Genomic DNA, 14,953 nt, shown 5'->3' on the forward strand with positions numbered 1-14,953 from the left:
AATTCAATTAAACTTAAAAAAAGGAAGAAAAAATGAGCAAAGTAATAGGTATAGATTTAGGAACAACAAATTCATGCGTGGCAGTATATGAGGGTGGTGAAGCGAAAATCATTCCAAATGCAGAAGGAAAAAACACAACACCTTCAGTTGTTGCATTTACAGACAAGGGAGAGGTTTTAGTAGGAGACCCTGCAAAACGTCAGGCTATCACAAATCCGGAAAAAACAATTTCATCTGTCAAAAGAATTATGGGTCTTATGATGAATGAAGAAAATGCAAAACTTGCACAGGAAAAAGTAACATATAAGATTGTAGACAAAGACGGTATGGCAGCAGTTGATGTTGCAGGAAAAATCTACACACCACAGGAAATTTCAGCAAAAATTCTTTCAAAACTAAAAGAAGATGCTGAAGCGTATCTTGGAGAAAAAGTTACTGATGCTGTAATTACCGTTCCGGCATACTTTAATGACAGCCAAAGAAAAGCGACAAAAGATGCCGGTACTATTGCGGGACTGAATGTACTTCGTATTATCAATGAACCGACTGCATCAGCACTTGCATATGGTTTAGAGAAAAAATCTGATGAAGATGTTTTGGTATATGACCTGGGTGGTGGTACATTTGATGTAACTACACTTGAAATTTCTGACGGAACATTTGAAGTTCTTTCAACAGATGGAAATGCATTCCTTGGTGGTGATGACTTTGACAACAAAATTGTTGACTGGTTAGCAAGTGAATTCAAAGCAAGTCACGGAATTGATCTTAAAAATGACAAAATGGCCCTACAGCGCTTGAAAGATGCTGCAGAAAGTGCGAAAAAAGAGTTAAGTTCGGCAACAGAAACAGAAATCAACCTGCCGTTTATCACAATGACTGAAGCAGGTCCGCAGCACTTGGTTGTAAAACTTACCCGTGCTAAGTTTGAAGGTATGATTGAGCCACTTGTAGATGAGACAATGGATCATGTTCAAATTGCAATGAAAGATGCAGATTTAAGTAAAGGCGACATTAAAGAGATCATCATGGTTGGTGGTTCTACTCGTGTTCCTTTGGTACAAAAAAGAGTTTCTGACTATTTTGACGGCAAAGAGTTAAATAAATCAGTAAACCCTGATGAAGTTGTTGCTGCGGGTGCAGCTATTCAAGGTGGTGTATTACGAGGAGATGTTAAAGATGTTCTTTTACTTGATGTTACACCGTTATCACTTGGTATTGAAACACTTGGTGGTGTTGCAACGAAAGTTATCGAAAAAGGAACTACAATTCCTGTAAAAAAATCTCAAATCTTCTCAACTGCAGAAGACAACCAGCCGGCTGTTAGCATTAACGTTGTGCAGGGTGAGCGAGAATTTGCAAAAGACAACAAATCTTTAGGTCTGTTTGAACTGACTGATATTCCGGCGGCACCGCGTGGTGTACCTCAAATTGAGGTTACTTTCGATATTGATGCCAACGGAATACTGACAGTTTCAGCAGTAGACAAGGGAACTGGTAAAGAGCAAAAAATTACAATCTCAGGTGCTTCAGGATTAAGCGAAGAAGAGATTGAAAAAATGGTTCAGGATGCAGAAGCGCATAAAGCTGAAGATGAAGCAAGAAAAGCTGTTGTTGAACTCAAAAATCAGGCAGATGCATTGATTGCACAAACTGAAAAATCAATGAAAGAGATGGGAGACAACCTTGCAGCTGACGAAAAAGCAAAAATAGAAGCGGCTATCAAGGATCTTCAAGATGTTCTAAAAGATGAAAACTCTACAAAAGAGCAAATTGAAGAGAAAGTAAAAGTACTTACAGAAGCAAGCCATAAAATGGCAGAGCAGATGTATAAAAAAGAGCAAGGCGGTGAAGCCGGAGCAGCAGATGCAGCAAAGAAAAAAGACGATGACGACGTTATCGACGCTGAGATAGAGTAAACACTCTGTCTCAACCCCCTTCTTATTTAAAATCCTTCTTGGCTATTTGCCAGGCAGAATAAAAATCAACTATTTTTCCACCATATTGGGCCTGAAAAGCCTGTGCGTCTTTTAAAGATTTGAATGCATATTTACTTATTCTACTCATTGTAGCGGGTTTTTTACTTTCAACAACATAATAAGCTTCTGTTACAGGAACAAATTTCAAAGAACTCACATCAACAACTTGAGGATTTTCCAGTTCAGCACCTTCTTTAATATCTTTTGTCAAACAATGAATAGAACAGTACTGATGTGTTATCCCGTTCTCTTTTGCCACATGATTTGTTTTATAGAACTTTACTAAATTCATACCGCATATATGGCAAGATTCTTTATGCTTTCCTTTTTGTAACAAAACAGCTTTTTCCTTAGAAACACTTTGGAACATTCTATGCACTGTTTTTTTTGTTTTATGCGGAGTTGCTTTGTGCAATGAAGTGCTGCATCCCGTCATCAATACGAGAGACAGTGGAACAAGTAGTGCTTTAACCATGTATTTTCCTTTATTTTTTTAGCATTTTATCAGTTTATTATTACAATAGTGTTAAGCTTGTCTTATGCTAAAAAAAATGAAACACTACCTCAAAGAAATTATCTTTTTTGTGATTACGATGACTCTTTTTGCAAATGCTTTAAGTTTGTACAGAAGTCAGGATTTATCACAGAGTCCCTTAACTGTTGACAGCTTTAAACTTATAAATAATCAAGAGTATCAAGTAGTAAAAAACAAACCGGTTTTAGTACACTTTTGGGCTAGCTGGTGTCCTACATGTAAGCTTGAAGCTTCAAATATAGAATTTTTATCGCACTATTTTGAAGTCATTACCATAGCTGTGAAGTCAGGGAGTGATGAAAAGCTTCAAAAATATCTTGATGAAAACAATTACACTTTCAAAGTTGTCAACGACAAAAATGGAAAACTCTCCTCAATATTTCATATTTCCGGATTTCCGACAACTTTTATTTATGACAAACACAAAAAACTGGTATTTAGTGAGGTTGGATACACTTCAACGCCGGGGCTTTATCTAAGAATGCTGTGGGCAGAAAAATAAATGTAACGTCTCAAACACGCTTACACTAAAGCATCATATATCCAATTCCCCGTATAGTTTTTATGTACTCTTTTGTATTTGCAGGATCTATTTGTACCGGAACAGATTTATGAACCAAATCCGCCCAGTATATCGTCCTGTACATCTTCAACAGGGACTTCTTTGTGATTGGAAAGAAAAAAGGATAAATCGTTAATATCCTGATCACTCAGTTTTTTCGCAAACTGCGCCATCATCTGCTGTGAAACACTGCTGGCCTTTCCTGCGCGAAAATCAATCAGTTTCTTTTTCAGGTAACTGCTTTTTTTGTTTGCAAGTCTCGGATAGGTACTGCTTCCTTCGGCAGATGGTCCATGACAGCTTGAGCAGGCATTGGCAAAGAAAAGCATTTCACCACGATTGTAAGCATCTGAATCTGCATATATTTTCGTTAGCAGGATAACAAATAAAAAAATAAATCTCATTCTCATCTCCTCTTTGCTATAATTGTATCAAAAAGTAGTGACAAATTGAATAATTTTACCTTTGAATATCCTTATGTTTTCATCCTTTTACTTTTGGTAATCTGCATATACAAATGTCCTCTTACGCTCAAAAAAATTATTTTCCCGCACATACATCTCTTTTCAAACAAAACCTCTTTCATCAACAAAGAAAAACTGCTCTATTCCCTGATTCTCTCCTCTATGATTTTTGCACTTGCCTCACCAATTGTATATGACCAAAAAAATTCTTCCAAGCGAAAAGGAAGAGATTTGGTTTTTGCTCTTGATACCAGCGGTTCCATGGCGGAGAGTGGATTTGACTCAGAAAATCCGCAAAAAAGAAAATTTGATGCACTCAAGGAACTTTTAGCTTCATTTATATCCAAACGTTACAACGACAATGTCGGTGTAGCAATATTTGGAAGCTATGCCTATCCTGCCATTCCTTTGAGCTATGATATGAAGAGTGTTGCATTTTTACTGGATTTTTTTGATGTGGGCATTGCAGGAGAAAGTACCGCTATAGGAGAAGGACTGGCAACTGCACTCAAAATCCTCAAAAAAGGAAAAGCAAAAGAAAAAGTGATTATTCTAGTGACAGACGGCTATCAGAACAGTGGTGCTGTTTCTGTAAAAGAGGCGGTACAAAGGGCAAAAAAGCAGCATGTGAAAATTTATACCATAGGCATAGGAGACACCTCCTCTTTTGATGCCAATCTTCTCAAACTCATAGCAAAAAACACAGGTGCAAAAATGTTTGCGGCTAAAGATGTCAAGATGCTGCAAGAAGTTTATCAGGAAATAGACAAACTCGAACCAAGTGCCATTCGATCAAAACATTATCTTCATAAACAAAATCTCTTTATCTATCCGCTTACTTTGGCATTGCTCCTGCTGTTCTATCTTATTGCAAAACAGAAAAAGGAAGTTTTATGACACTTTTGTATCCCTGGATTCTTTCTTTTCTGATTCCACTGTATTTTTACTATAAGAATGATATAAAAGAGACACAGCAAAAGACAAAAAAGCAAAAGAACCTGCTCTACCTTTCTCTGTTTTTTATGCTCATCGCACTCAGTCGACCGGTCATTACAAACAAACCGATCGAGCAAAAATTTGATGCACAGGATTATATTATAGCCCTTGATGCATCCTTTTCAATGCAGGCGGATGACCTGAAGCCAACACGCTATGAAGTGGCAAAAAAAAATATTGCCTCTTTGCTTAGGCAACTGAATCAGGATCGGTTCAGTATTTTTGCATTCACCTCCAATGCCATGCTCATCTCACCTCCGACAACAGACAGTACCATCAGTATGATGGCACTCAACTCTCTGGAGCCAAAATATATATTAACAAAAGGAACCTCCCTGCTCTCTTTGTTTCAAAGTATTGCCAAGACTTCCTATAAACAAAAAAATCTCATTATTTTCACTGACGGGGGCGAGGACAAAGATCTTGCCAGCCTCGTAGATATATGTAAAAAAAATAGCATCATTCCCTATATCGTTGCAACAGGTTCAACAAAAGGAACCACACTGAAAAAGAACAACAAACCTATTTTGGACAATAACGAGAATCTTGTAATTTCAAGAATAAATCCACTTTTAAAACCGTTGGCACAGGAGTGCGGAGGAAAATATTATGAATTAGACACAGATGCAGATATATCAAAGGAAATCATCAGCGATCTTCAAGAACAGGATACTGCTGTTGAATCAACGACAAAGGTACTCAGCTACCGGGAACTTTTTATTTTTCCGCTTTTTATAGCGCTGCTTAGTTTCTTTCTTGCTGTAACAAAACTGCACCAACTCTTTGTTCTTCTGCCTTTTATCATTCTGCCGTACCCTGTTCATGCGGCCTCGCTCTTGGATTTTTACCATCACAACAAAGCAAATCAGGCATACAGGCATAAAAACTATGCAGCTGCTGCACAGGAGTTTCTCAAGCTTTCTCCCTCCCCTGCAAGCTACTATAACAGTGCAGTTGCCTATTGCAAAGCAAAAAATTACAAAAAAGCTGTAGAACTTTTTTCACAAATACGTTCCACTGATCCAAAACTCAAACAAAATATTTTTTACAATCTCGGCAATTGTGCTGTTGCCTTGAAAAAATACAGCCGAGCAATACGCTACTACCAAAAATCATTGGCACTTGGATTTGACAAAGATGCTTTTTACAATCTCAGCCTTCTGTATAAACTGGGACTTCAGGATGAAAAAAATCTCGGACAAATGCTTCCAAAAACCAACAGGCAGCGCAAAAAGCAAGACGATAAAAAACAAATGCAGAAAAAAAGCACAAACAAAAGTGCCTCATCGTCCAACTCACAGCAAAAAGCTTCACAAAAAAGCAGCGGCAGCGGAAAAAACAGCAAAAAGAAAAAAGAGAACCAAAATCTTCTACATGTAAAGAAGAAAAACAAATCAAAATACAAGCTGGGATACAGAGCTTATGAACTCATAAACAAAGGATATACAAATGAAAAACACCCTTGGTAAGATATTTTTGCTTTTTATACTTTTTACTGTCTCACTTTTTGGTGCAGGCCAGCTGGCAACCTACAAACTTACAACCAATAAAAAAAGTGTCCACATCAAAGAACCTCTGCTCATTACCTTTCAGGCGGAACAGAAAAACCACAGTGATCATATGTTTTTTTCCTTTAATGTGCAAAAAAGCCCTGATTATGAAGTAAAACTTTTACAAAAAAGCATACAGGACAAAGGCTACCACAACACGAAGACAACCTTTAAATTTATTCTCTTTGCACTCAAAGCAAAAACACTGCATGTAAATTTTGATTTTATTATTCGCACCGCCAGTGACAAAGCTGTCAAACAAAGTTATGTTGATGACCATGATGACAGTATAGCCATCAGCACCTATGATACAAAAATAGCGCTCAAACCTTTAACACTCAAGGTAGAAAAATTTAAAAAACATGTTGACCTGGTAGGAGATTTTAAAATCAGCTCTACAATTGACACCGATGAAATTGACCAGTACGGGATTGTCAATCTGCATTATATACTCTCCGGTACGGGTTATAAAGAAACAGCATTGAATATCCTCAATACGCAGATTGAAAATGTAAGCATATTTTCAAAAAGAAAAGACAAACTTTCCAGGCTTACAGAAAATGGATATATTATCAATACAGAATATATATATGCCCTCAGCGCGGCAGATAATTTTACAATCACCTCTTTTGCGTTAGAAGTTTATTCCCCGCGCAAAAACAGCTATTACACACTCCATACAAAAGCATATAAAGTCAAAGTAAAAAAAACAAATCCTGCACTCTTGTTAGACAAAACAAATGCCCCACAAAATGAAGCATGGATAAATTTTGCGCAGATAAAAACTTTTTTTATCTATACCCTGATTTTTTTAGCCGGATTTTTCACCGCAAAAATCAGTCAAAAATCATTTTTTACCAAAAAACAAGAAGAAGAGTTTGCAGATATTAAACGCGCAAAAGATGCAAAAGAATTGCTCTTGCTCTTAATAATGAATTATCAAAACAGAGATTTAGATGAGGAGATTGCAAAGCTTGAGGCGGATATTCATAAAAAACATCCCCTCAATCTCGGAAAAATAAAAAAAGAGATACTGAAAAAGCTTAAGTAAAAAACTCGATATAGACTTTGTCAAGATATTTTTTTGCTTTTTCCGCTTTTTGAATTTTCGGTTCGAAAATCTCTTTCATTGCCGGATAGTTTTGCATATATTCTTGATACAAATCACATTTCATATCCATGTGTTTTTTAAATTCATTGACAACAGCCTGCATGTCTTCGGGTGTAGCAATCCACTGCATGAAATTTTTAAACATTCTCTCACGTACATCTATGGCAAAAGATTCGCCCAGTTCAGCTGCTATGCGTTTTAAATCCCATCTTGAAAAATAGATACCGCTTTTTGCCGGAGGCATAATCTCTGCATAAATGGCCTTTAAATAGTCTGGATAGTCTTCATACTCATCTTCTGCACAGCTTCCGTCATCACAGGCAGCCTGCATTGCCTGTTTTTGCATCATTTCAAATTCGTTTCTTAATTCATTTAAATCTTTTATATCCATAATTGTCTTCCTATCTTATATATTTTTCAAATATTTCTTTTGCTAAATCTTCGCCAAGCAATGTATTGTTTTTCTCAAGATACGTTCCGATCAGTCGCTCACCGTCTCTTAGAACAAAATCACACTTGTTATACACCTGTACAAATTCATCTGCTTCATCCAGCAGTTCTACTGCACTCTCCTGATATTCTTCTGCTATATATGCACCGTTGACATGAGATTTTTTCATATTTGAAAGTGTATAATAAAAATCATCTTCGCGTATATTCATCGGTATCATCATGGCATCGGCATTATTTGCTTTTATCTCTTTGTTAAGTAAAACAAACAGTCTGTTTGGACTGGCATGTTCAGCAATAAGCCCAAAGAGCTTTGTCTCTTTTTTGATCCCGTCATCAGCATTCATTGTCTCGACTTCTGCCATTCTTTCACTCATTGTATCCCCCATAGTTCTTTTGCTTCTTCTTCTTCAATCCTGCATCTGTTACAGATTTTCTCTCCACCCTGATAGGCAAAAAAGTTCCCGCATTCATCACATCTTTTAATGTCAAAACGCACCAGGGTTTCAATTTTCGGTTCAAAAAAAGTACTGAGCGAAAATGTTTTTCTCAGTGTGAGAGAATGCGGTTCGCAGACATCATGACAGCTGTGACACTGTACACAGGCGAGCGGATTAAAATCAATTTTACTGCCTCTGTGATCTGAGCTCAGAGCACCGGTCGGACAAATTCTGTAACACATCTGGCAATTGGTACATGTAGTCTCATCCAGATCCTTTTGTGAAATAAATGAGATGTCCTCTACAGAAATCGTATGATACATTTCAGGCACTTTGGCACGTTTCATAGCCATAAGCAACAGACTTCGCCTGTCCGGTATATTCTTCTCTTTGATTTTCATAATATCTTTTGCTGTAACTGTATGTGTCTTTACATTCGTATCACTCGCATCAACTTCATTTTGGAGTTGCTGCTTGATGGATATTGCAGTTTTGACACCCTCTTTTGAGAGCAGTTTACGCCGGCTTAAAGTATCACTTTCTTTTTTTATTTCAAAATTCAATGCTGCAACATTCAGGCTTTTTTCCTGTTGCATCGCTTCAAGCAGGAAATTCACCTCTTCTGCTCTGTTGTTTATAACAGCAAGATTTGTTTTTGCTATTTCACACTCTGCACAGGGTCCCACATCCAAAGTAATTTTTTCTGAAGATATCAATGCAACACTCAATAACTCTTCAACACTCAATGAGGCTATACAGGGGAAATTTTCGTCCTTACATGTAAGCACACTCTTTTCATCTTCTAAAAACTGGAAAATATAATTCATTGGGTTAAAATCATCCAGTGTATATGCTGCAGTAGGGCAAACTGCATTACAGCCTCCACATCCAACACATTCACTCGGTGTAAAAGAGATTGCAGAGTTTTCCAGATGAATTGTTTGAACAGGACATGCCTGCACACATTTGTCACATATTGCAAACTTGTTTGAAGTATGCACACATTTGCTGACATCTAAAGTTAAAAGGCTCATGCTTGGTGATTATATCCGCTGTTTTTTAATTCTGTGAGGTATTCAAAGTCACTCATAATGAACTCCAAAGCCAAATCAGCCGCATCAAAATAAAAAGCCGTGCCTGCTTCACTTTTCACATTTAACAGATACATTGGCGCCCACTCCAAAATATGGTCTCGCATAAAACCGTACTGAATCTGTGCTATCTCCTGTGCCACTTTAGAGTTCCCATCTTCAAGTGCCTTTAGCTCTGCTCTGCAGAGTTCATACATAAACTCAAGTTCAATCGCTATATGGTCAGCAGCCATAACCCGTGCTTTGTCAAGCTGTACATTAAATTCAAAAGCATTAAAAATGGCCTGTACAGGATTGTCGCCACCTGTTTCAAGCATCTGATCATCTCTCGTGTAAAACGATTCATACGGAATAAGATGGAGTAAAAAAAGGTTAGTAAAATCAACATTCAGATATCTTTCTATCAAATCTTTTGAATCAAGCTCTTTTCGTTTTTTCCATTCTTTGAATGTTGGAAAAAAAGAGAGCATATTTTCGTCTTCTTCTATTGATTTTAATAGCCCTTCATCAATTTCACTCATCATTATTCTTGAGATAAGTGCATACAAATTTATTCTTGCAATCTGCTCTTGTTTTAAATCATTATTCATTAAAAATGTGCCTTTTGGAAATTTTCTTATATTAGAAGTATAGTAAAGCCACACTTGAAGTGGGCTTTACCTTTGTTGTTAAACGTCTTTTATATTGAACTCATAAGCCTTTTGGCTTGGTTTCACCGGACGTTTAATATGATATGGACGGCGTAGTTTATCTGCCGCAGTCAACGGACGAGTCAACTGATCTCTCCATGCCTGATACACTTTAAAGTTGTTTTCATAGTTCACTTTAATATCACCTATTTTGTCATCAGCACCTGCTTTGGTAATGATAACTTTTTGGTGCCAGCCGTGGTTTCCGGCAATAGGATCCGGATGACAAGGGGCTACCGCATTTTGCCATGCACCACTGAGTCCATCCCACCAGATATTGTCAAGATCTTTGTTGTACTCTTTAAACTGCCATGCATGATGCGGTTTGATACCTTCAGTCGGTTTCATTGTTCCGACTTTTCCGTCATCAGTCATTTCATATTTAGGAGAACCCAAACTCATAATACCAAGCTGATGCTCAAATCCCGGAATAGTTACAGAGTCTTTGAGTTTCCAGCGGCCTGCATGGTGTGAACATGCAAGAACACCAGGACGTGTTGCTTCAGTTGGCACAGCCATTGCAATAAAGTAACCGCTTTTAATACCTGTAAGCGTATCCTGTATTTGTACTTTAACTGCATCTCCGCGTTTGATACCGAGTTTTTCAGCATCTTTTGTATAGATCCAAATAGGATTGTGGTTTTGTGAAATCTCCATCAAGTGTTTAGAGTTCACAGAACGCGTATGAATATTGTACGGCAGACGATAAATCGTATTGAGTGCAAATTCATTGTCCGCTTTCATGTGCTTATGGTGAACCTGTGTTACAAGGTGTACCATTTTGTCGCTCTCTGCATCATTTCTCGGATAAATTGGAATAGCATACTCCGGCCATTTCCATTCTTCAGCCAACCACTCAGAGAAAAATTCAAGCTTTTTACTCAATGTATGGAAACCTTCACGAAGTTCTCCGTCAATTTCAGCACCGATAGATTTTTTGAAGTTTCCGTCTTGTACCCATAATGCACCGAATTCATCCTTGGTAACTTCGTCTTTGGAATATTTATGACCGTGTGCATGGTAATATGTTCCGTCAAATTCAAGTTCTTCTTCCTGAGGCTTGTATACATCAGTTTTTTCTGTCCAGGCACCATGATCTCTCATGTAGCTGTAAACAGGGAACTCTTCTTTTGCATACAGTTTTGTCGCTTCGGCTTTTAATTTCGGTAAAAGACTCATCGCCGCATCAAAATACTCAGGAACAGTTACCGCACGGGACGGATCTTTTTTACTTGCCCAGTATTTTCTGATGCCCAATGAACCATCCGGATCTACATAATCTACAATTAGATTTGGCCAGAATTCACTCTCTTCCCATACTTCACCCAGACCGAATTTCATGTGTGCTTCAAGTGTAGCACGTTCCGGTCTTTTTGCTTTCCAACCTGATTTTTCAGCAGCAACACGAAGAACCGCCTGACGGAATTCTATACGCTGTTCCGGTTTTGAAGGCGTTGACTGTTGATCGTTTCTCTCACCCGCAAGTCCAACAGGAAGTACATAATCACAGTACCAGTTTGTTTCAGACCAGGTAGGAGAGAGGTTAAATGACAATTCAAATTTATCTTCACGCTTGAGTGCTTCTATCCATCTGAATCCATCCGGATTAATCCATAAAGGATTGTGCATTCTTGGAACATAAACAGCCATAGATTTAGGAATCTTCAGTCCGCGTTTCGTCCATTTCTCATGCCATGCATCATCCATCATAATCTGTGGCATCATGTAACCCATCTCATATGTTGAAATAGGATACTCCGGCGGCCATGCAATTTCATTCCATGCATCAGTTTTTTCAGGGTGTTTTCCTGCAACTGTGGCTTTGTCACCTTTTCCTGCAACTGAAATTTCATGCCAGTGGTGCATACCTACTCCACCGATATCTCCACGCATAGCTCCGACAAAAACAAGAGGCAAGAAACCTGCACGTGTATTCATCCAGCCACCACGGTGACCGATTGGTCCTGCACGCCATAAATATGTAGCAACTTTAGCTCCTGCAGGTACAAACATCTCCCACAGTTCATCCAGTTTATATTCCATACCTTCGAGTTTACACTCTTTAACAACAAACTCTTTAGTATACGGAGCGTACAACTCTTTTGCAACTTCTATAAAAGACTCATAACTGTCATCTTTTGGCATTTTAGAGATATATCCGTATCCAATCATCTTTTGCAGATAATCTTTGTTGGCCATCAGTCTGTCCCAGTTAACCCACTCTTTTACAAATTCATGATTTACAATATCTGACCCGTCTTTTTTCTTTTCATTTAAAATACGGTTTGTCAAATATAGATAAAGTGCTGCTTCTGTTCCCGGCCAACACGGAATCCATAAATCCGCCATACCCGCTGAGTTACTCATTCTAGGGTCAATAACAACCATTTTTGCACCACGTTTGCGCGCTTCAGCAATCAAACCGGCTGACTGTTGGAAATAGTGACCCGCATCTGCTGCATGTGAAGACTGTAAGAATATCAGATCTGCATTTGCCCAATCCGGTGAGTTTCTGTCATCATTTGCCCATTGGATAGTTCCCTGACGAGCCCCTGCCGAACAGATATTGGTATGTGAATTGTATCCGTCAATTCCTAAAGATTGCGGAACACGCGGACCAAAGCCGTTTTCGTTTGGACGACCGACATGGTACATGATAGATTTTTTAGAAATCTCATCACCTTTTGCAAGTGTGTCATGCATTTTCTTCCCGATAGCAGCCATTGCCTCATCCCATGTTACACGAACCCACTTTCCTTCACCACGTTTTGAACCCGGCGCACGTTTAATAGGAAACGGAATACGATCAGGATCGTACATTTGAGAAGTTACAGCATACCCTTTGGCACAGTTTCTGCCTCGAGAACCTGTGTGTAATGGGTTACCCATATACTTTCTTACCGTCATAGTATCTTTGTTAACCCATGCAGTTAGACCACAACCCGCTTCACAGTTTGAACAGACTGTTGGAACAATTGTATAGTTGTTTACCTGGATACCGTCAGGATTGTCGGCAGATCGGACGCCATGGCGTTCGATACCGCCACGTTTCCAGTCATCTCCGTCGAGCTCCGCAAAATTGTCCCACTCTGATTGGTCAGGATAAAAAGAAATTGTATCAGGAGTGTTTGTAAACTTACTTTGGCTAACAGATTCGGCAATTGCATCTGTTGCAAATACCCCTTTAGCAATAGCTACACCAGCTACGCTGAATGCAGCACCTTTTAAAAATGTTCTTCTACTTTGTAAATACATTTATACTTTCTCCTTAACTCATTGGTAATAATTGTGGAATAACTAGCCAAACATGCTTCACTACCCACAGACCTACGATAGCTAAAATAGCTGCGAGGTTTAAAAGACTGCTACTGTTACTTACTCGTGAAAGCGCAACCAGTATCATTGGTAAGATATATGCAACCCACTGTCCAATCCAGAACATTGTAGCATACTCACCATCGCCTTTAACATAGCCTAAGATAGCTGCAACTTCTTCAGCTTTCATAGCACCGAAAATATACTCTGACATATAAATAATAAATGCCATTAAAGCACTTAATCCTAAAATCGCTCCAAAGAAATTTTTCGTTTCATCGCTTAATTTAGAACCGCCGAGAAGGATAATTGCCGCAGAACCGGACAGTGTTGCTGCCAAAATCATTTGTGCTGATTCTGTCGGCATCTGCCATAATTCTCTTGCTGTTGCTTCAGCCATAATACCGGCAGTATAAAGTGTTACTGGAATTGCCAGCAGCGTTACCCAAAAAAGTGTTTTATCAAAAAAGGCGGTAGGCTGTTTTGTCAGCAAACATTTCTCTTTTCTGATCATTACTGCAATCATGACAAATTCAAGACCTACAAAGAGTGTTGCCATCCAGGCACCCACTGTAATTGCTGATGTCCAGTGAGGATAAAAGAATATATGCCACATTCTCCACATTTGATGCAGGTCCAACCATGTGAAAACCAGGAAAATATTCATAAAGATAAAAGAAGCAATCATAACCGGCGTTCGCAGTCCGTTCATTTCACTCGGATTTTTCTTTAATAAAAGAAAAAGCATAAATACCAGACCGGTACCGATACTTTTTGCCCACATATTCATTGTTACATACCAACCCCAGAATATATCAGGAATTGCAACATCTAGAGTTACTACAGCATTTGTTGCTGCTAAAGTTTCATGTACCATTAGTGATGCCCCCCTAGTGGAAGTGTTGTAATATTGTTAAACAGGTTATACCCTTCTTCTCTTCTTGATGCAAGAGGATTAAGACTCGCTTGTCCTGCTCCGACATAATAGTGATGAGGATTTGTTCCCTTCTCAGGTTTACGAACCTGTACATCTCTGTGATCTTGAATATATCTTGAAATATTTGATGCAGGATCTTCCAAGTCACCAAAAATATTTGCTTCTACCGGACATGCAACCACACAGGCCGGCATCATCGAAGATGCAATACGGTGTGCACAGTAGGTACATTTATCAGCAGTCTGCGTTTCAGGATCAATGTATATTGCACCGTACGGACAGGCCATTACACAACCGGCACAGCCGATACATCTCTCTTTATCAATGTTTACAATACCATTCTCAATATAGTGAAGAGCGGATACCGGACAAATTCTTTCACATGGTGCATTTTCACAATGATTACATCTAAGAGGGGTGAATGTTCTCTTAGTTTCAGGGAAAGTTCCCACATCTACATATTTAACACGAAGTCTCCATGTACTAAGCGGAACTTCATTTTCCACTTTACATGCGATCTCACAACCTTTACAACCCATACACAGGTGTAAATCAACTAGGAAACCTAATTGCATATATTCTCCTTTGGCCTTCAGTGGCTTTTTTAAGATTTATAACTACGACTTATTAACACTAAAAGAAGCCCTTATGCACGGCATTTCAGGCTTTTTTTACTGTAGATATATTAACGCATGAACCTTAAAGAAGTAATAAAAGAGTGATATATTTTTGATAATTTTTTTGTAATGGGTATATCGGGAAAATTAATATTTCAAAGATTTATATTAGTTATAAAATAAAATTTTATAACTAATATATTATAATCAGATAATT

Annotated in this window: 14 protein-coding genes; 5 read left to right on the forward strand and 9 right to left on the reverse strand. The window is 38.3% G+C overall.

The annotated features are described in order from the left end of the window. The first annotated feature begins 32 nt into the window (after positions 1-32). Positions 33-1,919, forward strand: coding sequence for a molecular chaperone DnaK (dnaK, locus tag ACM66U_RS08845; RefSeq protein ID WP_151899838.1), 1,887 nt, complete (start codon positions 33-35; stop codon positions 1,917-1,919). A 22-nt stretch (positions 1,920-1,941) separates the two neighbouring features. Here the strand turns inward: dnaK and ACM66U_RS08850 are convergent, their stop codons facing one another. Continuing rightward, complete coding sequence (locus ACM66U_RS08850) at positions 1,942-2,454, reverse strand: nitrous oxide reductase accessory protein NosL (protein ID WP_418640558.1); 513 nt, start codon at positions 2,452-2,454, stop codon at positions 1,942-1,944. Between the two features lie 64 nt (positions 2,455-2,518). On the opposite strand from ACM66U_RS08850, the gene ACM66U_RS08855 reads away from it, so the two are divergent. Beyond that, complete coding sequence (locus tag ACM66U_RS08855) at positions 2,519-3,016, forward strand: redoxin domain-containing protein (RefSeq protein WP_418640559.1); 498 nt, start codon at positions 2,519-2,521, stop codon at positions 3,014-3,016. Positions 3,017-3,123: 107 nt separating this feature from the next. Here ACM66U_RS08855 and ACM66U_RS08860 read toward each other — a convergent pair whose 3' ends face one another. Next, positions 3,124-3,480, reverse strand: a complete 357-nt coding sequence (locus ACM66U_RS08860; protein WP_188110038.1) for a c-type cytochrome — start codon at positions 3,478-3,480, stop codon at positions 3,124-3,126. A gap of 45 nt (positions 3,481-3,525) precedes the next feature. On the opposite strand from ACM66U_RS08860, the gene ACM66U_RS08865 reads away from it, so the two are divergent. The 3 genes from ACM66U_RS08865 to ACM66U_RS08875 are packed head-to-tail and all read left to right on the forward strand — an operon-like array spanning position 3,526 to position 7,137. Next, a complete protein-coding gene (locus ACM66U_RS08865; RefSeq protein WP_418640560.1) occupies positions 3,526-4,437 on the forward strand; it encodes a VWA domain-containing protein in 912 nt (303 codons plus the stop codon). Next, positions 4,434-6,005: a vWA domain-containing protein gene (locus tag ACM66U_RS08870; RefSeq protein ID WP_418640561.1), complete on the forward strand. Its 1,572-nt coding sequence runs from the start codon at positions 4,434-4,436 to the stop codon at positions 6,003-6,005. Before ACM66U_RS08865 ends, ACM66U_RS08870 begins: the two co-directional genes overlap by 4 nt. Then, a complete protein-coding gene (locus tag ACM66U_RS08875) occupies positions 5,986-7,137 on the forward strand; it encodes a hypothetical protein (RefSeq protein WP_418640562.1) in 1,152 nt (383 codons plus the stop codon). The genes ACM66U_RS08870 and ACM66U_RS08875 overlap by 20 nt, the downstream gene beginning before the upstream one ends. Here ACM66U_RS08875 and ACM66U_RS08880 read toward each other — a convergent pair. The 7 genes from ACM66U_RS08880 to ACM66U_RS08910 all read right to left on the reverse strand — a co-directional run bounded on the left by ACM66U_RS08880 (position 7,130) and on the right by ACM66U_RS08910 (position 14,694). Beyond that, a complete protein-coding gene (locus ACM66U_RS08880) occupies positions 7,130-7,588 on the reverse strand; it encodes a hypothetical protein (protein ID WP_346389901.1) in 459 nt (152 codons plus the stop codon). The two genes, ACM66U_RS08875 and ACM66U_RS08880, sit on opposite strands and share 8 nt — an antisense overlap. A gap of 10 nt (positions 7,589-7,598) precedes the next feature. Next, complete coding sequence (locus ACM66U_RS08885) at positions 7,599-8,024, reverse strand: hypothetical protein (protein WP_418640563.1); 426 nt, start codon at positions 8,022-8,024, stop codon at positions 7,599-7,601. Next, on the reverse strand, positions 8,021-9,121 hold the full coding sequence (locus ACM66U_RS08890) for a 4Fe-4S dicluster domain-containing protein (protein WP_418640564.1): 1,101 nt from the start codon (positions 9,119-9,121) through the stop codon (positions 8,021-8,023). The genes ACM66U_RS08885 and ACM66U_RS08890 overlap by 4 nt, the downstream gene beginning before the upstream one ends. Next, complete coding sequence (locus tag ACM66U_RS08895) at positions 9,118-9,768, reverse strand: TorD/DmsD family molecular chaperone (protein WP_418640565.1); 651 nt, start codon at positions 9,766-9,768, stop codon at positions 9,118-9,120. Before ACM66U_RS08895 ends, ACM66U_RS08890 begins: the two co-directional genes overlap by 4 nt. A gap of 78 nt (positions 9,769-9,846) precedes the next feature. Then, positions 9,847-13,122 (reverse strand): molybdopterin-dependent oxidoreductase, encoded by a 3,276-nt coding sequence (locus ACM66U_RS08900; RefSeq protein ID WP_346389897.1) that lies wholly within the window; start codon positions 13,120-13,122, stop codon positions 9,847-9,849. Positions 13,123-13,135: 13 nt separating this feature from the next. Continuing rightward, entirely contained in the window at positions 13,136-14,059 is a 924-nt protein-coding gene (gene nrfD / locus ACM66U_RS08905) for an NrfD/PsrC family molybdoenzyme membrane anchor subunit (RefSeq protein ID WP_151899824.1), read from the reverse strand. Next, complete coding sequence (locus ACM66U_RS08910; protein WP_151899823.1) at positions 14,059-14,694, reverse strand: 4Fe-4S dicluster domain-containing protein; 636 nt, start codon at positions 14,692-14,694, stop codon at positions 14,059-14,061. The genes nrfD and ACM66U_RS08910 overlap by 1 nt, the downstream gene beginning before the upstream one ends. Positions 14,695-14,953: the final 259 nt, after the last annotated feature.

It is taken from the genome of Sulfurimonas sp. ST-27 (assembly GCF_048081595.1).
GTDB classification, from domain to species: Bacteria; Campylobacterota; Campylobacteria; order Campylobacterales; family Sulfurimonadaceae; genus Sulfurimonas; species Sulfurimonas hydrogeniphila.

Coding starts and splice junctions, on each gene's coding strand:
- ACM66U_RS08860 (WP_188110038.1), bottom strand. CDS start 3,480: ATGAGATTTATTTTTTTATTTGTTATCCTGCTAACGAAAATATATGCA.
- dnaK (WP_151899838.1), top strand. CDS start 33: ATGAGCAAAGTAATAGGTATAGATTTAGGAACAACAAATTCATGCGTG.
- ACM66U_RS08910 (WP_151899823.1), bottom strand. CDS start 14,694: ATGCAATTAGGTTTCCTAGTTGATTTACACCTGTGTATGGGTTGTAAA.
- ACM66U_RS08875 (WP_418640562.1), top strand. CDS start 5,986: ATGAAAAACACCCTTGGTAAGATATTTTTGCTTTTTATACTTTTTACT.
- ACM66U_RS08900 (WP_346389897.1), bottom strand. CDS start 13,122: ATGTATTTACAAAGTAGAAGAACATTTTTAAAAGGTGCTGCATTCAGC.
- ACM66U_RS08870 (WP_418640561.1), top strand. CDS start 4,434: ATGACACTTTTGTATCCCTGGATTCTTTCTTTTCTGATTCCACTGTAT.
- nrfD (WP_151899824.1), bottom strand. CDS start 14,059: ATGGTACATGAAACTTTAGCAGCAACAAATGCTGTAGTAACTCTAGAT.
- ACM66U_RS08885 (WP_418640563.1), bottom strand. CDS start 8,024: ATGAGTGAAAGAATGGCAGAAGTCGAGACAATGAATGCTGATGACGGG.
- ACM66U_RS08895 (WP_418640565.1), bottom strand. CDS start 9,768: ATGAATAATGATTTAAAACAAGAGCAGATTGCAAGAATAAATTTGTAT.
- ACM66U_RS08850 (WP_418640558.1), bottom strand. CDS start 2,454: ATGGTTAAAGCACTACTTGTTCCACTGTCTCTCGTATTGATGACGGGA.
- ACM66U_RS08880 (WP_346389901.1), bottom strand. CDS start 7,588: ATGGATATAAAAGATTTAAATGAATTAAGAAACGAATTTGAAATGATG.
- ACM66U_RS08855 (WP_418640559.1), top strand. CDS start 2,519: ATGCTAAAAAAAATGAAACACTACCTCAAAGAAATTATCTTTTTTGTG.
- ACM66U_RS08890 (WP_418640564.1), bottom strand. CDS start 9,121: ATGAGCCTTTTAACTTTAGATGTCAGCAAATGTGTGCATACTTCAAAC.